Here is a 20780-nt window from a genome sequence, read left to right on the forward strand (position 1 = left end):
CTACCACTCCAGCTCTTGGACCGGGACGGGACAGGGGTTTTCCTCAAAGGATTCGATCTTTCCGCTCTTCATGCGGATAAGTACGTCGGCGGTTGGGGCCAGCGCGCCGTTGTGGGTGACCACAACCACCGTTTTTTTGCTCTGCTTGCACAGGTCGTAGAGCAGAGCCAGAATAGCCTTGCCGGTCTGGTAGTCCAGTGCGCCGGTGGGCTCATCGCAGAGCAGTACATCGGGATTTTTTGCCAGGGCGCGGGCAATGGCGCCCCGCTGCTGTTCGCCGCCGGAACACTGAGCGGGGAAATTGTTCAGCCGTTCCCCTAGTCCCACCATCTCCAATACATGACGGGCGTCCAGCGGGTTGCGGCAGATCTGGCTGGCCAGTTCCACATTTTCCAGCACGGTCAGGTTGGGCATCAGGTTATAAAACTGAAATACAAAGCCGATGCTTTCCCGGCGATAGCCGGTCAGCTGCTTTTTATTGAAACCGGAGATCTCCTTGTCGTTGACCCGCACTAAGCCGGAGGTGGGAGAGTCCATCCCCCCCAGAATGTTGAGCACGGTAGACTTACCTGCGCCGCTGGCGCCAAGTATGATGGTATACTTTCCCTCAGGGACAGAGAAACTGATGTCATCCACCGCGCGGATGACTGTTTTACCCATCAGGTACTCCCGTGTCACATGTTCCAGCTGAATGCCTGCCATCGCTTCCACCTTCCGTTCGGCGGTATACGCGGATATTCGTGCGCCGGTTTGTTTTCTTCCATCATAGCGCCAAGTTGTGAATAAGGCAAGAATACATTGTAAATTCTGGAGAAATCAGAGTGCTTCCTCGGTGGACAAAAACTCAGCCAGAGCCTCCCGATCCAGCAGCTTCAGGGTCTTATAGCCGGTTTCCACCCAACCACGGCGGTCAAATTCGCCCAAAACCCGGCTGACGGTTACCCGACTGACACCTACCGAGGCGCCGATTTCCTCATGGGTACACCGTAACCGTCCATCCTCCTCCGGAATGATGGACAGCAAATGCCGGGCAATCCGTTTATCCGCCGGAAGGAAGTCGCTGTCTACGTGACCGGAGAGCAGACGCACCCGGCGGGCCAGGTCCTCCAGCATGGCGATGGCCAGTCCGGGATAGGCCGAAAACACCTGTTCCAGCCGCCGCCGGTCCACCGATACCAATTCACAACGGGTTACTGCAACCGCGGAAGAGACCCGGGGCTGCTGGTCGAAAAAGGCAGCTTCCCCAATAAGCTCCCCGGCGTGGGGGAGGGTGAGAATGCGCTCTTCTCCATCGGGGGAACTGATAAAGCACTTGACTGTGCCAGATACAATATAATAAAAGCACTCGGCCTTGGTGTCCTGCAGATAGATGAGCTGGCCTGGTTCCTTGCGTTGAGTGGGCTGGCCATCGGCCAGAGGGGTCCAGATATTGCGCAGCATGGCGCTCACCTCCTGCAATAATTGTAACACGCTTTACATTCTTTTGACAAGGGGGCGTGGTATGCTGAATGCAACAATCATCAAAGGAGGCACCCAACCATGGGAATGACCATGACGCAAAAGATCCTGGCCAGACACGCGGGTCTGGACCACGTGGTCCCGGGCCAGCTGGTGGAGGCAAAGCTGGATCTGGTGCTTGGAAACGATATTACTGCCCCGGTGGCCATTACGGAATTTGACAAGGCGGGGCTGACTCAGGTATTTGACAAGGATAAGATCGCTCTGGTGCTGGACCACTCCACCCCTTGTAAAGACATCAAATCCGCCCAGCTGTGCGCTCAAGCCCGGGCATTTGCCAAGCGTTTTTCCATCACCCACTTTTATGACGTGGGCTGTATGGGGGTAGAGCATGCCCTGCTGCCTGAGCAGGGGCTCACCGCCCCCGGTGAGTGCATGATCGGTGCTGACTCCCATACCTGTACATATGGCGCGGTGGGAATGTTCTCTACCGGCGTCGGTTCCACCGATATGGCGGCCGGTATGGCCACCGGCCTTGCCTGGTTCAAGGTACCTGCGGCGATCAAGGTCACTCTGACGGGCAAGCTGCAGCCCTGTGTAACCGGCAAGGATGTGATCCTCCACCTGATTGGTACCATCGGAGTGGATGGGGCACTGTATAAATCCCTGGAGTTTGCCGGAGAGGGCGTGGGAGAGCTGTCTATGGACGACCGATTCACCATTGCCAATATGGCCATTGAGGCGGGCGCGAAGAACGGCATCTTCCCGGTGGATGACAAGACCCGGGCCTATCTGGCCGGCCGTGTAAACCGTCCCTGGCAGGCGGTAGAGGCCGATCCGGACGCCGAGTACGAGCGGGAAGTGGTCATTGATCTCAATACGCTCCAACCCACGGTAGCCCTGCCCCATTTGCCCTCCAACACCCGCACTATTGACCAGGTGGAGGGGATGCACATCGATCAGGTGGTCATCGGGTCGTGCACCAACGGCCGCCTGGACGATCTGCGGCAGGCTGCCGCAGTGCTCAAGGGCCGGAAGGTGGCTGACGGCGTGCGCTGCATCGTCATTCCTGCTACCCAGCAGATCACCCTGGACGCCATGGCAGAGGGTCTGATTCAGACCTTTATCGAGGCCGGCTGCGCGGTGTCCACCCCCACCTGCGGCCCCTGTCTGGGCGGGCATATGGGGGTTTTGTCCGACCATGAGCGGGCCATCTCCACCACCAACCGCAACTTTGTGGGCCGCATGGGACCTGTGTCTTCCGAGATCATCCTAGCCAACCCGGCAGTGGCCGCCGCATCCGCCGTGGCGGGCTGCGTGGCCGATCCCCGGAAGCTGTAAGGGAGGTTTTAGGCATGAAAGTTTATAAATATGGCGACAACGTAGATACCGACGTGATCATCCCCGCACGGTACCTCAATGCCCCCGACGAGAAGTCCCTGGCCTCCCACTGTATGGAGGACATCGATGCCTCTTTTGCCTCCAGTGTGGAGCAGGGCGACATCATTGTGGCAGGGGCCAACTTTGGCTGCGGTTCCTCCCGGGAGCATGCTCCTTTGGCTATCAAGGCCTGCGGAGTTAAGTGCGTCATCGCCCCCTCCTTTGCCCGTATTTTCTACCGCAACGCCATCAACATCGGGCTGCCTATCCTGGAGAGCCCCGAGGCCGCCGCTGAGATCCAGGCGGGGGATACCGTGAGTGTAGACTTTGCCACCGGCACCATTACCGATGAGACGCAGGGTAAGACGTGGCAGGCGGCGCCCTTCCCGGCGTTTGTGGAGCGGATCATCGAGGCTGGGGGACTGCTCAATTCTCTGAAAGCGCGAGGTGTGGCGAAATGAATTATAAAATCGCACTTATCCGGGGGGACGGCATTGGCCCCGAGGTTGTGGGAGAGGCTGTCAAGGTCCTGGAGGCCGTGGGCAAAAAATTCGGCCATACCTTTACTTATGAAGAAGTGCTGCTGGGCGGCTGTGCTACCGACGCGGTAGGGAAGAGCTATCCGGACGGTACGGCGGAGAAGTGCAAGGCCTGTGACGCGGTGTTGCTGGGTGCCGTAGGCGGGCCCAAGTGGGGTGCAGACAAGCCCGCTGAGCAGCGGCCCGAGACTGCCCTGCTGGCCATCCGTAAGGACCTGGGGCTGTATGCCAACCTGCGTCCGGCCACGCTTCGGCCGGCCATGGCAGATGCCTGCCCTCTGAAGAAGGAGACGGCGGAAAAGGGCATTGATTTGATGATGGTGCGGGAACTTACCGGCGGCATTTATTTCGGCCAGCGCGAGAAATATGAGACCCAGGATCGGGGTATGGAAGCTGCAGACCGAATGGCTTACTCTGAGAAGGAGATCGAGCGTATCGGCCGGCGGGCCTTTGAGCTGGCCCGGCTGCGCCGGAGAAAGGTTTCCAGCGTAGACAAAGCCAATGTGTTGGAGACTTCCCGCCTGTGGCGCAGTGTGATGCATCGCTTGGCGGAGGAGTATCCCGACGTACAGTATGAGGACGTGCTGGTGGACAATTGTGCCATGCAGTTGGTCCGCGATCCCGGGCAGTTTGATGTGGTGGTCACAGAGAACATGTTCGGCGATATCCTCTCCGATGAGGCCAGCATGGTTACCGGTTCCATCGGCCTGTTGCCCTCTGCCTCCATTGGGGACAGCGCTCCCGGTCTCTATGAGCCTATCCACGGTTCTGCACCCGATATCGCCGGACAGGATAAGGCCAATCCCATTGCTACCATCCTTTCGGTGGCTATGATGTTCCGCTACTCGTTCCACCTGGCAGCCGAGGCCAACGCAGTGGAGCGTGCGGTGGATGCAGTATTGGCTGACGGTTGGCGTACAGCTGACATCGCCGAGCCCGGGGTAGCTCCCATCGGGACCCGGCAGATGGGTGATCTGATCTGCCGAAATATTTGAATCATTCACTTATAAAACAGGGGCGGCATTCGGGCCGCCCCTGTTGATTTTGTCCTCAGTCGTTGACATCAAAGTAACTTTCGAGTAAACTGATGAGACAGAAAAACAACGTGCTCTGGAACGAGTGTGATGAATTGATGAGGAAGCAGAAGGTATCCACCGCGGTGATCCGTCGCCTGCCGCGGTATTACCGGCATTTGAATGATCTGTATCGGGCGGGAGTGGAGCGTATCTCTTCCAATGCCCTCGGAAAGTCTATGGGATTGACGGCCTCGCAGATCCGGCAGGATCTCTCCTGCTTTGGCGAGTTTGGACAGCAGGGGTATGGTTACAATGTGGAGAGCTTGCGCAGCGAGGTGTCCGATATTCTGGGGATGAACCGGGGCCATACCGCCGTGGTGCTTGGGGCGGGCAACTTGGGTCGGGCACTGATCGAGAATTTTCATTTTGAGCGCTCCGGCGTGATTCTGGCGGCCGCGTTTGACATTGACCGCAGCATCGTGGGGCGGGAGCTTTCCGGTGTACAGGTTTACCATGCCGATCAGCTGGAGGAATATTTGAGTTTGCATCCGGCCAGCATTGGGGTGCTTACCGTGCCGGGCAGTGCGGCGCCCCGCATTGCCGAACGTCTGGTAGGAGCCGGGGTAAGAGGGCTATGGAATTTTACCAATATTGAACTTAATGTCAAAGCACCTGGCCTAGTAGTAGAGGATGTGCATTTTGCAGACAGCCTTTTGGCACTGAGCTACATGATATCGGAGGAGCCATGAAAAAAGCAGCGGCCGCCCTTCTAGCGGCATTGATCCTGGGGAGTACGGTGGCGGTATATGCATCCGGAAGTGTGGAGGAGTCACTGATTTCCCGAAGCTATTTAAATGACACTTATTTGCCCGCTGTACAGCAGCAGGCAGAGCAGCGGGTAGAGCAGCAGACCGGACAGAGTTATCAGGAAGCGTTGGATGCACTCAATGTAGAGCAGTGCGGCTATCTGGTGCAGGCTGGCAGCACGCTGGAATATGCGCAGAGTATGACGGATCTGCGGGTTAAAAAAGGTGATGTGATTGGTCTGAGCACTGGCTCAGGGGCCATGACCCTGGCGGGGAGTGCTGTGCTTTCCAGCGGGGCCGGAGTGGATGTGACAGCGGGACAACAGGTTTCCAATGGTACGGCATTGACAGCCCGTCATCGCTGCCTGGCGGGAGAGGGGGAGCCTGTGACGCTGCTGGTTACCTCAGATACAGCGGTGGTAAGTGTAGAGGGAGCCTATACGATCCTGTCCGGTTCCGGTGTGGACTACAATGCCCTGGCAGACGCACTCAGCGCCATGGGCCTGTTCCGCGGAACCGGAACGGCATACGGAAAGGGATATGATCTGGAAATCCCGCCCACCCGCAGTGTAGGACTGGTGATGTTTCTGCGCCTGATCGGGGAGGAGCAGGCTGCCCTCTCCAGCACAGCAGCCAATCCGTTTGTAGATACGCCGGACTGGTGTGACCGCTATGTGGCCTATGCCTACTCCAAGGGCTACACCAAGGGTGTGGGTACCAGTGCAGCGGGTCAAATGTATTTTGGACCGAATACAGAGATCTCAGCGGGGGAGTATGTGACCTTCCTGCTGCGGGCGCTGGGATATAGCGACAGCGGCACATCGCCCGATTTCTCCTGGGACAACGCCGTGGAGAAGAGCGTACAGTTTGGGGTGTTCAATGAAGCAGAACAGGCCATGCTGGAGGAAGACACTTTCCTGCGGGCACAGGTGGCTTACCTGTCGTACTTTGCTCTGTCCGCTCCCCTTAAAAGTGGCAGTGGAACGCTCCTGGATCAAGTGGCAGCAGGTGGCTTGGACAAGGCATCTGCTCAGGCTGTGATGAGTGCCGTTACTGTATCACGTATCCAGTGAAACTAAAGAAAGTCCCAGCCGCCTTCCGGCGGCTGGGACTTTCTCTATGCTGAAAATAGAAAATCTGTTCGGGACCTTTTTTGGTGTAGTTGTATATTGACAACTGTTAGCAATGCAACTAAAATAAAGAGTACAGAAAGAAAGGAGAGATTAAATGTGCCAGAGGCGCCACGTTGGATATGAAATTAAGGCATTATCCAATCTGTTGCGGCGTAAGGTACTGGAGTTGACTGCACAGCCGGAGTACGATGAGTTTACGGAGATGCAAGGGAAATTGTTGGAATTTCTCTGTCGGAACAAGGACCAGGAGATTTGTCAAAAAGACATTGAAGAGGCCTTTTATATCCGCCGTTCCACGGCTTCGCGGGTATTGAAGCGGATGGAAGAAGAAGGATTTATTGTTCGATGCTCCGTAACCCGGGATGCCAGGCTCAAGCGGGTTATACCGACCGCAAAAGCAGAAGCACTCCACCAACAGATTGAGGCACGCATCCAGAAAATAGAAGAGGTGTTGACCCGAGGGCTGACCCAATCGGAAGTGGATCAGTTTATGGCAACTGTGGAGAAATTAAAGGGCAACCTCATGTGAGCCGTCCCTGTGGGGAACGGCTTCTTATTTTCTATCTATTCTGAATTTTAGGAGGGAACTGTATGAAGAAAAAAAGGGGACTGACCAGTTGTATCCAAGAATTCAAACGAGATACGATTTTGACGCCTATCTTCGTTATTGGTGAAGTGGCGTTTGATGTACTCATCCCCATGATGACCGGCAAATTGTTGGATGAGGGCGTCAAGGCAGGCAGCATGTCTCATATTCTGCAATACGGTGCCACAGTGGTGGCCATGGCCTTGATTGCGCTGCTGCTGGGGGCCCTGTCGGGCCGGTTTGCCGCCCGGGCATCTACCGGATTTTCCCGCAATCTGCGCCGTGAGATGTACCGGAATGTTCAGAAATTTTCCTTTTCCAACATTGATAAATTTTCCACCGGCGGTATTATTACCCGTCTGACCACCGATGTGACCAATGTACAGATGGCATTTATGATGATCATTCGTATTGCGGTGCGCTGCCCCATCATGCTCATCTGCGCCTGGGGCTTGACCTATACGATTAATCCCAAGCTGGCACTTATCTTCCTGGTGGTAGTGCCCGTTCTGGCCGTGGGTATTCTGATTATCATGAAATCGGCTCACCCTCTTTTTGAACGGGTGTTCAAAAAGTACGACTGGCTGAACAATGTGGTGCAGGAGAACCTACTGGGTATCCGGGTTGTCAAGTCCTTTGTCCGTGAGGACTATGAGAAGGAGAAATTCGGAAAGGTTTCCAATGAGATCTATAAGGATTTCTCCAAAGCGGAGAAAATTATTGCCTTTAACATGCCCTTAATGCAGGTGTGCGTCTATGCCTGCATGCTGACTGTCTCCTGGATTGGTGCGAACCTGGTAGTGGGTGGCGACCTGACCACCGGTCAGTTGACCAGCATGTTCAGCTACATCATGATGATTCTGATGAGTCTGATGATGTGTTCCATGGTACTGGTGCAGATCATCCTGGCCCGGGCTTCTGCCGAGCGAATCAAAGAACTGCTCAATGAGGAGAGCGATCTGAAAAACGGACCCAACCCGGTACTGGAGATGAAGGACGGCTCCGTTGTTTTTGAGAACGTTAGCTTCAGCTATGCCAAAGACCCGGAGAAGGAATGCCTGAAGGATGTGAATCTCACCATCAAATCCGGCGAGACCGTAGGCATCCTGGGTGGTACCGGTACCTCCAAGACCACCCTTGTCCAGCTGATTCCGCGTCTGTACGATGCCACTGAAGGGCGTGTGCTGGTAGGTGGCGTAGACGTGCGGGACTATGATATGGAAGCCCTGCGGGAGCAGGTGGCTATGGTTTTGCAGAAGAATGTGCTGTTTTCCGGAACCATTAAGGAGAATCTGCGCTGGGGCAACAAGGAAGCCACCGATGAGGAAATGATCCGGGTGTGCAAGTTGGCTCAGGCCGATCCCTTCATCCAGGAGTTCCCCGACAAATATGATACCTACATTGAGCAGGGCGGTTCCAACGTATCTGGCGGCCAGAAGCAGCGCCTGTGTATTGCCCGGGCCTTGCTGAAGAAGCCCAAGATCCTGATCCTGGACGATTCTACCTCCGCAGTGGACACCAAGACTGATGCCCTGATCCGTAAGGCCTTCCGGGAGGAAATTCCGGAGACCACCAAATTTATTATTGCTCAGCGCATTTCCTCGATTGAGGATGCGGACAAGATACTGGTGATGGATGGCGGAAAGATTGCTGCCATGGGTACTCACGAGGAATTGCTCCAGAGCTGTGATATTTACCGTGAGATTTATGAGTCCCAGACGAAGGGAGGAAGCGACGATGAATAAGATGCCAACAGACAAGAAGACGGTGAAAAAGACCCATACCGTGCGCAGGCTGATGAGTTATGTAGGCCGGGGCTATGGTATTCGCTTTATTCTGGTGCTGCTGTGCATTCTGGTAAGTGCCATTGCCTCCGTTTCCGGATCCCTGTTCCTGGGTTCTCTGATCGACGACTACATCACGCCTCTAATGGCCATGGACAATCCGGTATTTGACGGGCTGCTTCATGCTTTGATCATGATGGGCTGTCTGTACCTTACTGGTGCCTTGTGTGCTCTGGCCTATAACCGCCTGATGGTGACCATTTCCCAGGGTGTACAGAAGAAAATCCGTGATGATTTGTTTGGCCACATGCAGTCACTGCCGATCAAGTATTTTGATACCCATGCCCACGGCGACGTGATGAGCGTGTATACCAACGATGTGGATACCCTGCGTCAGATGTTCTCTCAGAGTATCCCACAGGTAATCAACTCTCTGATGATGATCGTGGTGGCCTTCATCGGCATGCTGACCACGGACCTGCTGCTCACTGGTGTGGTCATCCTGTGCATCATTGTTATGCTGTGTGTTACCCGGTTCCTGGCCGGGCGCAGTGGTCGTTACTTTGTCCGTCAGCAGGTAAAACTGGGTGACCTGAACGGCTATATCGAGGAGATGATCAACGGCCAGAAGGTGGTCAAAGTCTTCTGCCATGAGCAAGAGGCACAGGAGGGATTTGACCGTGTAAACGACGCTTTGTTTGAGAGCGCCGATAAGGCCAATAAATATGCCAATATTCTTATGCCCATTCTGATCAATATTGGCAACATCCAGTATGTGATCATTGCCATGGCTGGCGGTGCCCTTGCACTCAGCGGTGTGGGGCCTGGCATCACCCTGGGCGTCATCGCAACCTTCCTTCAGCTGTCCAAGAGCCTGTCCAACCCCATCAGCCAAATCTCTCAGCAACTTAACTCTGTTGTTATGGCCCTGGCCGGTGCCCAGCGTATTTTTGATCTGATGGATGAGCCCCCGGAGGAAGACCATGGTAAAGTGACGCTGGTGAACGTATCCTTTGATAAGGACGGCAATCTGTTGGAGAGCAGCCAGCGCACCAATATCTGGGCTTGGAAAGTGCCTCAGGAGGACGGCAGCTTTGCCTATGTCCGCCTGACCGGCGATGTGCGTTTTGATGATGTGGACTTTGCCTACGAGGAGGGTAAGACCATCCTCCATGATATCACCTTGTTTGCCAAACCGGGCCAGAAGCTGGCTTTCGTAGGAGCTACCGGTGCAGGAAAGACCACCATCACCAATCTTATCAACCGCTTCTATGATATCGCCGATGGTAAGATTCACTACGACGGCATTTCCATCAACGATATCCACAAGCCGGATCTGCGACGCTCTCTTGGCATTGTGCTTCAGGATACCAACCTCTTTACCGGTACCGTCCGGGAGAACATCCGTTACGGCAATCTGGATGCCACTGATGAAGAGGTAGAGGCTGCTGCTGTGCTGGCCAACGCCGACGATTTCATCCGCCGTCTGCCTCAGGGCTACGATACCATGCTCACCGGCAACGGCGCCAACCTGTCCCAGGGCCAGCGCCAGCTTATCGCCATTGCCCGTGCGGCTGTGGCCGATCCACCGGTGATGATTCTGGACGAGGCTACTTCCTCCATTGATACCCGGACCGAGGCCATTGTGCAGCAAGGTATGGATGCCCTGATGTGCGGGCGCACCGTATTCGTCATTGCCCACCGGCTTTCTACCGTGCGCAACTCTGATGCCATCATGGTTCTGGACCACGGCCGCATTGTGGAGCGGGGCAGCCATGAGGATCTGATCTCCCAGCACGGGTTGTACTATCAACTGTATACCGGTGCCTTTGAACTGGAGTAAAAAAATCCGTTTTATCCACGCACCCATACCGGCTCCTGGCATAGTATGAAGTGAGACCGGCGCGGCGGCCCCGCCGCATCGCTCCCGGTTTCCATCTTCGATCAGGAGGTATTTTGGAATGGGTTGTTGTAATAGCGGTAGCGGGTTTGGTGGCGGTGGCTGCCTGTGGATCATCCTGATTATCATTCTGCTGTGCTGCTGCTGCGGCGGCAATATGGGCGGAAATGGCTGCGGCTGCAACAATGGCTGCGGAAACAGCTGCTGCTGATCCATAAGAAAATAGAGCGGGTCCCCATTCGGGGGCCCGCTCTTGCTTTTTGTACTCAGGAAAATTCCGCTGGTGTATCGTCCGCTTCCGGTTGTTTTGAGGTCAGGGGGAAGGCGACCGTTGCGGTAAACAGATCGGCTTGGGTCTGCACCTGAAAACGGCCGCCGCAGGCCTCGGTAAAGGTTCGGGCGATGGACAGACCCAGTCCGCTGCCTCCGTCGGTGCGGCTGGCGTCACCACGGACGAAGCGTTCCGTCAGGTCCACGCCGCCGGGCAGTTCGTCCCGGGAGGTGTTTTGAAGGATTGCTTGTGCCTGAGTGTCCTCCACTATCAGCTGGAGGTAAATCCGGGAGCCCTCCAGCGAGTACTTCAGGGCATTGCCAATAAGATTCTGAAACACCCGGTAGAGGCGGTCGCCGTCGGCCTCGATCCAAACAGGCTCTTCAGGGAGGGTGACGCGCAGGAGGAAGGAGCTGGCCTCGATGGCTTCGTTCATATCGGCCAGTGTCTGGCGCAGGAGCTTGGCAAAATCAATGGGCCGGCAGTGGGTGGGCAGGTTGCCGGTGGCCGCCTTGCTTACCTCAAATACATCCTGCACCATGGTCTGCAGCCGCCTTGCCTTGTCGGAGAGGATGCGGATATAGTCGTTCACATGTTCCGGCAGCCCCGGTTCTTGCTGGAGAAGTTCGGTATAGCTGATGATGGAGGTCAGAGGTGTTTTCAGGTCGTGTGATACATTGGCGATGAGTTCTACCTTCATCCGTTCGCTCTTCATTTGACCAGCCAGGGCGGTGCGCAATCCATCTTCCATGTGGGCAAGGCTCTGGGCCGCGTCCAGTAGATCAGAATCCTCCGGGAGAGGCAGCGTGTCCACAGGCTGTCCTTCTCCGGCAGCTTTGATGTGGGCCAGCAGCCGGTCCATGTCCGCTGTGGCGGTGCGGTTTCGTTTCATCAGCCAGAGTTGAGCGGCAATCAGACCAACCCCGGCCAGACAGAGGACCGCCAGCAGCAGCGGACCAAGGCCAGAGTAGAAGCGGTAGTCGTACAACCAGGGGACCCATATAGCACAGAACAGGAAAAAGGGAATACACAGCAAAAACTGGAGCACAGAGCGCCGGTCCATCCGCTGCTGTACCGGCCAGCGCAGTTCCTGACGGCGCAGCAGCCGGGCACAGGCAGCACAAAAGCTGTGGATGCGCAGCTGCCCGAAATTGTACCGCAGGTCGTTGAGATAGAAGTAACACCACCATATGACCGCGGGCACCGACAAATAGCTCAGGGGACTGTTGTGCAAATAACCCTGTATCAACAGATTGATACTGACCACGATGGCGTAGGCTCCCAGAAAACATAGGGGGATAAGCAGCAATACCTTGATTTCCAGCCAAATGTGCCCGGTAAACCAAGCGATGGCACGGTCGGCATGTACCTTGTGCCTGTGCCAGAAAATGGACAGGATAATCAGTGCCACTCCGGCTATAGGCGGCACAATCAGCAGCCAGATGAGGATCGCGCGGACCGTGCGCATGTCCTGTACAAGGGAATAAAGACCGTAGCTGGTGTTGTACTGCACAGGGGTTTGTGCTGCTGCCATGCAGACTGTGATGTCAGCGTAGGACGGATCATAAGGTGTATTTCCCGTGGTGTAACCGGGGACGAACCAGTCTTCCTCTGTACTGCGGAACATGCCGTCTCCATAGACGTCTATCTCCTGGCCGTCTTTATGGATGGTGACTTTGCTTCCGTCAAAATAGAGCAGAAAATTATAGCCATCCGGCGCCTGGGTGGAGGTGAGGGCGTTGGTATTGGAAAGAAGGGTCTGGCCATCCTTTTTCACCCAGAAGAGAAGGTTGTAGTCCTCTGTATCGACCGGCAATCCGGCGCTGTCCTCCGGTGCCGCTGCATAGTCCAGCAAGGAGTAGAGGCGGCTGCTTATGGCGCTGCGGAAGAAAGTGGTTTGCTGATAGTCCGATTGGAGTGCGTCAGCAAAATACTGAGCATAGTGGCTGTCCCGGTAGGTGACGAACAGCAAAAAATAGGCTGCTGCGGAGAAGACCAGCAGGCTGATCCCCAGCACAAAGGCCAGAAAGGCCAGGGCAGGTTTAATGCTTCTCGATTTTGTATCCAATGCCCCACACCACCTTCAAATATTCCGGTTCTTTTGGATTGAGTTCTATTTTTTCGCGAATGCGGCGGATATGCACCATGACTGTGTTCTCCGTGGCATAGGCCTCTTCGTTCCACACCCGGCGATAGATCTCCTCGGCGGGAAAGACTCGCCCCAGGTTGCGCATAAGCAGATCCACGATCTTCAGCTCCGTGGCGGTAAGCCGTACCGGCTCTCCATCCACCAGCAGGGTGTGTTCTTCCGGCCGGTAGCGCAGCCGCCCGTTGATGATTTCACGCCCCTGAGCGGCGGCATTCACGTCCCCCAACTGAGTGTACCGGCGCAATTGGCTGCGGACCCGTGCCACCAGCTCCTGGGGGTGGAACGGTTTGGCCACATAGTCGTCCGCCCCCATGGAAAGCCCCAGGATCTTATCGGAATCCTCGCTTTTGGCCGATAGGACGATGATGGGCAGATTGCGCTGTTCCCGGATGCGCAGCACGGCGGACAGTCCGTCCAGTTTGGGCATCATCACGTCGATGAGGATCAGCCGCAGGGATGGTTCCAGAGCCAAATCCAGCGCCTGCATGCCGTTGTATGCCTTCAGTACCCGGTAGCCCTCTTTTTCCAGCAGGATGGCGATGGCATTGACGATCTCCGGATCGTCATCCACCACCAGAATACACTCGTTCATGACAGCTCCCTCCTTATGTCATGTCTATAGTAACCGTTCCATCTGACGAACCGGCAGATAAAATTCTGACAAATCTCTTACAATATAGCATGTCCTGCCAACGGAGGGCAAGAAAAAGCGGCGCGCCGGAGGGCGCGCCGCTTGGCCTATGCGGTTCAGTTGTTGGAAGTTCGCTCGGCTGCCTCCACGACATGGCGGGCCAGCACCGAGGTGGTGACGGCCCCAACACCTCCGGGAACCGGAGTGATGGCGTCTACCAGGGCTGAGGCTGCGGCAAAATCCACGTCGCCCACCAGGTTTCCATCCGCGTCCACGTTGATGCCCACGTCGATGACTACCTGACCGGGGGCAAGACAGTCGGCGCCAATAGCGCCTGCCCGGCCCACTGCGGCCACCAGCACATCTGCCCGGCGGCACTCGGCGGCCAGGTCGGCGGTACGGGTGTGGCAGAGGGTGACCGTGGCGTTTTCATGCAGCAGCAGCATGGCTGCCGGACGACCGATGACCAAACTGCGGCCTACCACCACCGCACGTTTGCCCGTCAGGTCATAGCCGTAGTGGCGCAACAGTTCCAGGCAGGCCTGGGCAGTACATGGGGGAAAACCCTGCCCGCGGCCCGTAAATACCCCGGCCAAAGAGCCGGCGGTAATACCGTCCACATCTTTGGCGGGGGAGAGGGCAGCGCATACCGCCTCCTCATCCATGTGGCGGGGGAGGGGACGGAACAGGAGACAACCGTGGATTCCGGGGTCCGTATTGACCTGCTGAATCACCTTTAACAAGTCCTGCTGAGAGGAATCTTCTGGCAGGATAAATTGCTTTACAGCAATGCCGATGGCCTGACATCGCTTCAGTGCGCCCCGCTCATAGGAGAGGTCCTCCGGCCGCTGACCTACCCGAACAATGGCCAGAGTGGGGGTGACGCCGCGGGCGATTAGCTGTTCGGTCCGGGCAGTCAGCTGCCCGGTGAGGGCGGCGGCGACCGGCGCGCCCTTCCAGAGCTCTGCCATCAGCAATACCCCCCCATTACCGTCTCATAGACCTGTTCGGCGATCTGTCGGTGCTCTTCCACCAGCGCGTCTACCACGGCGTTCATGGCCTGGGCGTAGTCTAGGTCGGTCATGCTTTTGGTGTTGACCTTTACGTTCAGGGCCGCGCCGTACAGTGCACTCCAGCAGAAAACCACGCCGGTGCCCACGTCCGAGCGCATCAGTACGCTGCCCTTTTCCAGCATATCTCTGTGAAGCTTAATTGCTTCACAGCTTAGACGAAGAATTTCCATGGGAGTAGCCGCCGCTTGTTTCAGGCAGACCTCCAGCCGCTCCGTCCGATCCGGCTCGTCCTTGGGGATGGAGTAGGCTTTGGAGAGGGGTTCAAAGGCAGCGGCATCCTCATCCACCAGCGCCAGAAGTCTGGTGCGGATAGCCTCGGCCCGGTCCATCAGTGCCCGGACATCAGGTTCGACTGCCGCATATTTCGGCTTGCCCAGGGTGTAATTGCCTACCATGGTGCATAGGGCGGTGCCCAAAGCGCCCACCAGGGCGGAGGCACCGCCGCCGCCGGGGACGGGGGCCTTAGCGGCCAACGCGTCGAGAAACGCGCCGCAGCTTTGCTGTGCGGTATCCATTGGCAGACCTCCTTTAAAACAGGCCGGAGATCTTCCCGTTAGCATCCACATCTACCTTCTCGGCAGCGGGGACCTTGGGAAGGCCGGGCATGGTCATAATATCCCCGGTGAGGGCCACCAGGAAGCCCGCGCCGGCGCTGACCTTCAAGTTGCGTACCGTCACGGTAAAGCCCTCCGGAGCGCCCAGCAGAGTGGCGTCGTCAGAGAAAGAATACTGGGTCTTGGCCATGCAGATGGGCAGGCCGCCAAAGCCAAGGGCGGTCAGTTCCGCCGCCTGCTTTTTGGCAGCGTTGGTGAGTACCACGCCATCGCCGTGATAGACGTTTCGGACGATGGCATTGAGCTTATCTTCGATGGACTGCTCCAGATCGTAAGCAAAGGAGAAGTGGTTGGGCTCCTCGCACAGACGGATGACCTCGCGGGCCAGCGCCATGCCGCCCTCGCCGCCCTTGGCCCACACTTCGCTGAGGGCCACATTGACCCCAAGGGCCCGGCATTTGTCTTCTACCAGTTTCAGCTCGGCCTCGGTGTCGGTGGGGAAGCGGTTGATGGCCACCACACAGGGCAGACCATAGACCGTGGTGATGTTCTCCACATGGCGCAGCAGGTTGGGCAGGCCCTTTTCCAGAGCCTCCAGATTTTCATTGCCCAGCTCCGCCTTGGCCACGCCGCCGTGGTGCTTGAGAGCGCGGACGGTGGCTACGACTACCACCGCGGAGGGATGCAGATCCGCCAGACGGCACTTGATGTCCAGGAATTTCTCGGCACCCAGATCCGCGCCGAAGCCGGCCTCGGTAATGGCATAGTCGCCCATCTTCAGGGCCACCCGGGTAGCCATCACGGAGTTGCAGCCGTGGGCAATGTTGGCGAAAGGACCGCCGTGGATAAAGGCAGGAGTGCCCTCCAGCGTCTGGACCAGGTTGGGCTTGATGGCGTCCTTAAGTAGGGCGGCCATGGCGCCCTCGGCCTTCAGGTCGTGGGCGGTAATGGGGGCACCGGAGCGGTTGTAGGCCACTACCATACGGCCCAGCCGGGCCTTCAGATCGGCCAGACCGTCGGCCAGGCAGAGTACGGCCATAATCTCGCTGGCCACTGTGATGTCAAAGCCGTCCTCCCGAGGCACGCCGTTGACCTTGCCGCCCAGGCCGCACACGATGTTGCGCAGCTGACGGTCGTTCATGTCCACGCAGCGCTTCCAGGTGATGCGCCGCACGTCGATGTCCAGGGTGTTGCCCTGCTGGATGTGGTTGTCCAGCATGGCGGCCAGCAGGTTGTTGGCCGCGCCGATGGCGTGAAAGTCGCCGGTGAAGTGAAGGTTGATGTCCTCCATGGGGACTACCTGAGCGTAACCGCCGCCGGCTGCGCCGCCCTTGACGCCGAACACGGGACCCAGGCTGGGTTCCCGCAGGGCCACGACGGTGTTTTTGCCGAGACGGCGCATGCCGTCGGCCAGACCAACGGTGGTGGTGGTCTTGCCCTCGCCGGCGGGAGTGGGATTGATGGCGGTGACCAGGATCAATTTTCCGTCCGGCCGCCCGGCGCGGTCGGCCAGCAGCCGCAGGTCGATTTTGGCCTTATAGCGTCCATAGTACTCCAGATAGGATTCGTCCACGCCGGCAACAGCGGCGATCTCCTGGATGGGCTTCATCTGACAAGCCTGGGCGATCTCAATATCCGACTTCACTTCCATGATGACACTCCTTTGCTTTCATAAAAACACAGGGAAGATGACGGTTTCTCCGGCATCTCCCCCCGTTCAAAAAACTTATTTTTATGGTAACATCCTTTGTTTTCCTTGTCAACCAGACGAAAAAAGAGGTGGAAACAAAAAGAATCAGTTTCCAGATGGCTCAGAGCAGCCCGCGGATCATTGGGGCCAGGGCCTCCGCCACGGCCTGGTGTCCATCGGAAGCCATGTGTAGCTGATCGGCACCGGGGCCAGCTACGGCGGCGGCATCCAGAAACGCACAGCCGCAGCTTTCCGCCAGAGCGCGATAACGGGGACCCAATTCCATGGACATGGCTCTGGAAGCATCGTCAAACATGGTGAAACTGCTGTGAGCGATCTCTGTACCGATATGGATGGGGGCAAGCAGCAGAATCTGAGGGGCAGACATGACGGGGCCGTAATCAAAGCGCCGCACGGTGTCGATCAGCCGTGCCATGCCCAGAGTGCTGGTGGCGGCATTGGCGGGCAGGTGGCTTTTGCAGTCGTTGGTGCCCAGGGCAAGGATCACCAGGTCCAATGGTTTGTGGCTTTGGAGGGCTACCGGCAGGAAACGCAGACCATTCCGGTTGTCCTCCAGCGGGTCGTCCCATACTGTATTGCGTCCGCCCATGCCCTCTTCAATGACACGGTAATCCTCCCCCAGCAGGTGTTGAAGGCGGCCGGTCCAGCGCACCTGGTAGGGATGGCGCTGGCCGGGATGATCCGGGTCGGAGCCAAAGGTATTGGAATCTCCGTAACAGAGAATGTGTTTAAGCGGCTTGTGTTCCATGTCCGTTTCGTTCCTTTCTGGTGCGGTGATGTGCGTCTAAAAAACGATATTTTTAGTATACCATGATGCAGGCGGTAATGAAATAAAAAAGCCGGAGTAAGCAAAAACGCTTACTCCGACTGGTACGGCTGAAGGGATTCGAACCCCCGACCTTTTGGTTCGTAGCCAAACACTCTATCCAACTGAGCTACAGCCGCATGTCTCACGACAGCTTAATAATAATAGCACAGCTTGAAATAAAATGCAAGAGAAATTTTTAAAAACTAAAAAACGCGCCTCTGAATATCAGAAGCGCGGAATTTTTGGTCTGTCCCTCCCGCAGGGAGCGGCTGCCGCCCTGCAGGAGGAACAGTGCAAATGTGCTCATAGAAGAGAGAAGAGAGAGAAGAAAACGGAGGTCATATCCAATCAATTTGACTGTGTTTATCATACCAGACTTTGGACGGAAGTGATGAACCGTTTTCAAACTTACTGTGAACGAATTATGAACGCTAAAAGCGACACAATTAGAGCGTGCGTATGTGGTACAGGGCGTTCAGAACCCGCCAGTTTTGTGGGAAAGGCCGCATCAAATTCCAGTATCCCGGGCCGATAAGACCGTATTCACCAATTAGGGCCAGTTTGGCCTGAATGCTGCGGGCATCTTCAAACCAGACCTCGTGTTCCACTCCGGAGGCGTCCCGATAGCGGTACCAGGGGGCCTGTGCATAGGTGCTGTACTGGATCTGGGCGCCATATTGCACGGCCCGCTCCACTGCCTGCTGGGGCGAGATCGATTGGGCCTTGCTCTTACCCTGAATAAAAGGAAGGGGCCAGTCGTAACCATAAGCAGGCACGCCAAGCCAGATCTTGCTGGCAGGAATCTCTGACAGGGCATATTCTACCACTTGGCGGACATTGGGCAGGGGAGCCACCGCCATGGGAGGGCCATAGGTGTAGCCCCATTCATAGGTCATGAGCAGGACCTGGTCCACTGCTGCGCCGATGGCGCGAAAATCATGTCCTTCGTAAAGTGTGCCGCGCTGATCGGCAGAAATTTTGGGTGCAAGCGCTGCGATGACCGGATATCCCAGCGGGTTCAGACGGTCAGATAGTTGACGCAAGAAATCGGCATAGGCTCCGGCATCCTCCGCGTAGACATACTCAAAGTCCACGTCCAGTCCGCGGTATCCCTTTTCACGGATTGTGTTTACAACCTGATCAATCAGAGTGGAACGTGCAGCGGTGTCGGTGAATATGGCGTGTGCCAATGCATTGGAGAAGCCACCTTCCTCGGTTAGGGTGGACAGATGCATCAGCGGTGCCACGTCACCTTGCATGGCCGCGGTAATCAGAGCCCGGTCGTCCAGCTCTACTAGGTTCCCGTCCGGTGTAAAGCCATAGGTAAAGGGTGTCAGCCCGGACAGATAGGGGAGGACAGAGCGCAGCAGAGCAGGGTTGATGTAGGGATAGGCGTATCCGTTGACGGACAGGGTTTCCTCCGGAACGCTGTCATAGGTGATCACCAAGGTCTGTCCGGGATAGAGTGCGGGATCTCCACCCAGGATCGGATTGTTGCGGTAGAGCTGGCGCAGGGAGATCCCATAGCGCCGGGCAATACCGGAGGCAGTCTCGCCGGCGCGGACCGTGTGAGTCTGGCGTGGAAACTGGACGACCAACGCCTGCCCCACAGCAAGGCGGGCGGCGTGTTCCAGGTCATTGTCCAGAATAATTTGGGACATGGGAACGCCATACTCCAGGGCGATGCGGTAAACGCTGTCTCCGGGCTGTACAATATGGATCAGCATGGCAGAGCCTCAAATTAGGGTTACGAAATCGGCGCTGGCCCAGCCTACGATGCCGTCAAAGCGCACCACATACCAGTTTTCCCACTGATTGAGTACAGTCAGCCGGGCCCCGTCATAGGCCCGGGCCAAAACGGCCGAGGATGTGTTGGGCTTATCCCGTATGTTCAGATAGCCCCAGGAGACATCTACTACGGCTGGGCGTGGGGATTGGGGCAGCAGGAAGGGGAGACCGAAGAACTCCGTCAGGGAAAGCACCAGATTCCGGGCGATGGCATCCAGGTTATTTTGTACCCAGGCAGCGTCGTCTGGGTTGTCATGATAGCCCAGTTCCAGGAATACCGAGGGGGCCCGTACCCGACGGACCTCGCCGATAGAGGTAGTGGGTTCGGCACGTACCAGATTGGGAAGAGGATAAACGGTTTTCAAACCGTTGGCAATCAGCTCAGCCGCCTCTCGACCCTGCGCAGAACCGGGGTAGAAAAAGACCAATACGCCGCGCACCTGCCCATACCGGTCCTCTGGGGCCGCATTGGAGTGGAGGGCCAGATGCAGATCGTAATTGCCGGCGTTGGAGGCCCGGATGGACGAGGCAGCCGTCATATCCGGAGTATTTCGGCTGTAGCGAATGCCGGAGGCGGTGAGGTAGGGCTCCATAGCGTCTGCCAGCCGGTTCATCCAAGCCTCTTCCGTGCCGCCATTGACATAAAAATTATTTTCCTGCGTGGAAGGGGAAAGATAAATGATGGGCATGGGAATACCTCCTTTTATCCCATCGTATGCGCAAAAGCGGCGGTGTGATAACCGGAGTAAAAAAGACTTGACGAATGGTAGGAATTCTGTTATCCTAACCATAGAAATGTAACTAGAAAAAATACAGTTAGAGAAGACAAATAAAAGCGAAAGGATGTTGTACCATGGCAGCGATGGAATTGACGAAGGAACACTTTGAGGCATTGGTGCTGGAGGCTGACAGGCCGGTTTTGGTGGATTTTTGGGCGCCTTGGTGCGGCTATTGCCGGCGGATCGGGCCGGCCCTGGACCAGATCGCGGCGCAGTATGCGGACAAGCTGACCGTGTATAAGGTCAACGTGGATGAACAGCCCGAGCTGGAAGAGCGCTTTGCGGTGGAGACCATTCCTACACTGCTGCTTTTCCAGGGGGGCAAGGCGGGCCAGCCGTTGGTTGCGCCTGGATCTAAGGCTCAGATTGTAGAGTGGCTGGGTACCCAGCAAGTGCAGTAAGGAAACGGAGGGA

At 56.7% G+C, this 20780-nt stretch carries 20 protein-coding genes and 1 tRNA gene; 10 read left to right on the plus strand and 11 right to left on the minus strand.

Annotated features, from left to right (window positions below; genetic code table 11):
• Complete coding sequence (locus WMO45_RS00665; protein ID WP_349138699.1) at positions 1-702, minus strand: ABC transporter ATP-binding protein; 702 nt, start codon at positions 700-702, stop codon at positions 1-3.
• 114 nt (positions 703-816) lie between these two features.
• Entirely contained in the window at positions 817-1440 is a 624-nt protein-coding gene (locus WMO45_RS00670; RefSeq protein WP_349138700.1) for a Crp/Fnr family transcriptional regulator, read from the minus strand.
• A gap of 99 nt (positions 1441-1539) precedes the next feature.
• Here WMO45_RS00670 and leuC point away from each other — a divergent pair, with 99 nt between their 5' ends.
• The 9 genes from leuC (at position 1540) to WMO45_RS00715 (ending at position 10813) form a co-directional block, all read left to right on the plus strand.
• Positions 1540-2799, plus strand: a complete 1260-nt coding sequence (gene leuC, locus WMO45_RS00675; RefSeq protein ID WP_349138701.1) for a 3-isopropylmalate dehydratase large subunit — start codon at positions 1540-1542, stop codon at positions 2797-2799.
• Between the two features lie 14 nt (positions 2800-2813).
• Entirely contained in the window at positions 2814-3299 is a 486-nt protein-coding gene (locus WMO45_RS00680; RefSeq protein WP_349138703.1) for a 3-isopropylmalate dehydratase small subunit, read from the plus strand.
• Entirely contained in the window at positions 3296-4372 is a 1077-nt protein-coding gene (gene leuB / locus WMO45_RS00685) for a 3-isopropylmalate dehydrogenase (protein ID WP_349138705.1), read from the plus strand. Before WMO45_RS00680 ends, leuB begins: the two co-directional genes overlap by 4 nt.
• Before the next feature lie 137 nt (positions 4373-4509).
• Positions 4510-5142 carry a redox-sensing transcriptional repressor Rex gene (locus WMO45_RS00690; protein WP_349139323.1) on the plus strand — a complete coding sequence of 211 codons (633 nt, stop codon included), beginning with the start codon at positions 4510-4512 and terminating at the stop codon, positions 5140-5142.
• Complete coding sequence (locus WMO45_RS00695; protein WP_349138706.1) at positions 5139-6272, plus strand: hypothetical protein; 1134 nt, start codon at positions 5139-5141, stop codon at positions 6270-6272. The genes WMO45_RS00690 and WMO45_RS00695 overlap by 4 nt, the downstream gene beginning before the upstream one ends.
• 154 nt (positions 6273-6426) lie before the next feature.
• Positions 6427-6861 (plus strand): MarR family winged helix-turn-helix transcriptional regulator, encoded by a 435-nt coding sequence (locus tag WMO45_RS00700; RefSeq protein WP_349138707.1) that lies wholly within the window; start codon positions 6427-6429, stop codon positions 6859-6861.
• Between the two features lie 62 nt (positions 6862-6923).
• Positions 6924-8663 (plus strand): ABC transporter ATP-binding protein, encoded by a 1740-nt coding sequence (locus tag WMO45_RS00705; protein ID WP_349138708.1) that lies wholly within the window; start codon positions 6924-6926, stop codon positions 8661-8663.
• Positions 8656-10545, plus strand: coding sequence for an ABC transporter ATP-binding protein (locus WMO45_RS00710; RefSeq protein WP_349138709.1), 1890 nt, complete (start codon positions 8656-8658; stop codon positions 10543-10545). Before WMO45_RS00705 ends, WMO45_RS00710 begins: the two co-directional genes overlap by 8 nt.
• Positions 10546-10663: 118 nt before the next feature.
• Positions 10664-10813, plus strand: coding sequence for a hypothetical protein (locus WMO45_RS00715; RefSeq protein WP_349138710.1), 150 nt, complete (start codon positions 10664-10666; stop codon positions 10811-10813).
• 55 nt (positions 10814-10868) lie between these two features.
• On the opposite strand, the gene WMO45_RS00720 is transcribed toward WMO45_RS00715, so the two are convergent.
• The 9 genes from WMO45_RS00720 to WMO45_RS00760 all read right to left on the minus strand — a co-directional run bounded on the left by WMO45_RS00720 (position 10869) and on the right by WMO45_RS00760 (position 20276).
• Positions 10869-12941, minus strand: a complete 2073-nt coding sequence (locus tag WMO45_RS00720) for a sensor histidine kinase (RefSeq protein WP_349138711.1) — start codon at positions 12939-12941, stop codon at positions 10869-10871.
• Entirely contained in the window at positions 12916-13614 is a 699-nt protein-coding gene (locus WMO45_RS00725; RefSeq protein ID WP_349138712.1) for a response regulator transcription factor, read from the minus strand. The genes WMO45_RS00720 and WMO45_RS00725 overlap by 26 nt, the downstream gene beginning before the upstream one ends.
• Before the next feature lie 155 nt (positions 13615-13769).
• On the minus strand, positions 13770-14624 hold the full coding sequence (locus WMO45_RS00730; RefSeq protein ID WP_349138713.1) for a bifunctional 5,10-methylenetetrahydrofolate dehydrogenase/5,10-methenyltetrahydrofolate cyclohydrolase: 855 nt from the start codon (positions 14622-14624) through the stop codon (positions 13770-13772).
• The gene (locus WMO45_RS00735; protein WP_349138714.1) at positions 14624-15241 is read right to left on the minus strand and encodes a cyclodeaminase/cyclohydrolase family protein; all 618 of its coding nucleotides are present in this window, start codon (positions 15239-15241) and stop codon (positions 14624-14626) included. Before WMO45_RS00735 ends, WMO45_RS00730 begins: the two co-directional genes overlap by 1 nt.
• A 13-nt stretch (positions 15242-15254) precedes the next feature.
• Positions 15255-16931, minus strand: a complete 1677-nt coding sequence (locus WMO45_RS00740; protein WP_349138715.1) for a formate--tetrahydrofolate ligase — start codon at positions 16929-16931, stop codon at positions 15255-15257.
• Positions 16932-17091: 160 nt separating this feature from the next.
• Positions 17092-17739: an SGNH/GDSL hydrolase family protein gene (locus tag WMO45_RS00745; protein WP_349138716.1), complete on the minus strand. Its 648-nt coding sequence runs from the start codon at positions 17737-17739 to the stop codon at positions 17092-17094.
• A 120-nt stretch (positions 17740-17859) separates the two neighbouring features.
• Positions 17860-17936, minus strand: a tRNA-Arg gene (locus WMO45_RS00750).
• Between the two features lie 309 nt (positions 17937-18245).
• Complete coding sequence (locus WMO45_RS00755) at positions 18246-19526, minus strand: glycosyl hydrolase family 18 protein (RefSeq protein WP_349138717.1); 1281 nt, start codon at positions 19524-19526, stop codon at positions 18246-18248.
• A gap of 9 nt (positions 19527-19535) precedes the next feature.
• Positions 19536-20276: an N-acetylmuramoyl-L-alanine amidase gene (locus tag WMO45_RS00760; protein ID WP_349138718.1), complete on the minus strand. Its 741-nt coding sequence runs from the start codon at positions 20274-20276 to the stop codon at positions 19536-19538.
• A 164-nt stretch (positions 20277-20440) separates the two neighbouring features.
• On the opposite strand from WMO45_RS00760, the gene trxA reads away from it, so the two are divergent.
• The gene (gene trxA / locus WMO45_RS00765) at positions 20441-20767 is read left to right on the plus strand and encodes a thioredoxin (RefSeq protein WP_349138719.1); all 327 of its coding nucleotides are present in this window, start codon (positions 20441-20443) and stop codon (positions 20765-20767) included.
• Positions 20768-20780: the final 13 nt, after the last annotated feature.

Source organism: Flavonifractor hominis (assembly GCF_040095835.1).
Classification (GTDB): Bacteria; Bacillota; Clostridia; order Oscillospirales; family Oscillospiraceae; genus Flavonifractor; species Flavonifractor hominis.

What these genes read in the sequence shown, in the direction of transcription:
- WMO45_RS00690 (WP_349139323.1), top strand. Translation starts at nt 4,510, where the DNA reads ATGAGGAAGCAGAAGGTATCCACCGCGGTGATCCGTCGCCTGCCGCGG.
- WMO45_RS00670 (WP_349138700.1), bottom strand. Translation starts at nt 1,440, where the DNA reads ATGCTGCGCAATATCTGGACCCCTCTGGCCGATGGCCAGCCCACTCAA.
- WMO45_RS00730 (WP_349138713.1), bottom strand. Translation starts at nt 14,624, where the DNA reads ATGGCAGAGCTCTGGAAGGGCGCGCCGGTCGCCGCCGCCCTCACCGGG.
- WMO45_RS00715 (WP_349138710.1), top strand. Translation starts at nt 10,664, where the DNA reads ATGGGTTGTTGTAATAGCGGTAGCGGGTTTGGTGGCGGTGGCTGCCTG.
- WMO45_RS00760 (WP_349138718.1), bottom strand. Translation starts at nt 20,276, where the DNA reads ATGCCCATCATTTATCTTTCCCCTTCCACGCAGGAAAATAATTTTTAT.
- WMO45_RS00700 (WP_349138707.1), top strand. Translation starts at nt 6,427, where the DNA reads ATGTGCCAGAGGCGCCACGTTGGATATGAAATTAAGGCATTATCCAAT.
- WMO45_RS00735 (WP_349138714.1), bottom strand. Translation starts at nt 15,241, where the DNA reads ATGGATACCGCACAGCAAAGCTGCGGCGCGTTTCTCGACGCGTTGGCC.
- WMO45_RS00755 (WP_349138717.1), bottom strand. Translation starts at nt 19,526, where the DNA reads ATGCTGATCCATATTGTACAGCCCGGAGACAGCGTTTACCGCATCGCC.
- WMO45_RS00740 (WP_349138715.1), bottom strand. Translation starts at nt 16,931, where the DNA reads ATGGAAGTGAAGTCGGATATTGAGATCGCCCAGGCTTGTCAGATGAAG.
- WMO45_RS00680 (WP_349138703.1), top strand. Translation starts at nt 2,814, where the DNA reads ATGAAAGTTTATAAATATGGCGACAACGTAGATACCGACGTGATCATC.
- WMO45_RS00745 (WP_349138716.1), bottom strand. Translation starts at nt 17,739, where the DNA reads ATGGAACACAAGCCGCTTAAACACATTCTCTGTTACGGAGATTCCAAT.
- WMO45_RS00695 (WP_349138706.1), top strand. Translation starts at nt 5,139, where the DNA reads ATGAAAAAAGCAGCGGCCGCCCTTCTAGCGGCATTGATCCTGGGGAGT.
- WMO45_RS00710 (WP_349138709.1), top strand. Translation starts at nt 8,656, where the DNA reads ATGAATAAGATGCCAACAGACAAGAAGACGGTGAAAAAGACCCATACC.
- leuB (WP_349138705.1), top strand. Translation starts at nt 3,296, where the DNA reads ATGAATTATAAAATCGCACTTATCCGGGGGGACGGCATTGGCCCCGAG.
- WMO45_RS00665 (WP_349138699.1), bottom strand. Translation starts at nt 702, where the DNA reads ATGGCAGGCATTCAGCTGGAACATGTGACACGGGAGTACCTGATGGGT.
- leuC (WP_349138701.1), top strand. Translation starts at nt 1,540, where the DNA reads ATGGGAATGACCATGACGCAAAAGATCCTGGCCAGACACGCGGGTCTG.
- WMO45_RS00725 (WP_349138712.1), bottom strand. Translation starts at nt 13,614, where the DNA reads ATGAACGAGTGTATTCTGGTGGTGGATGACGATCCGGAGATCGTCAAT.
- WMO45_RS00705 (WP_349138708.1), top strand. Translation starts at nt 6,924, where the DNA reads ATGAAGAAAAAAAGGGGACTGACCAGTTGTATCCAAGAATTCAAACGA.
- trxA (WP_349138719.1), top strand. Translation starts at nt 20,441, where the DNA reads ATGGCAGCGATGGAATTGACGAAGGAACACTTTGAGGCATTGGTGCTG.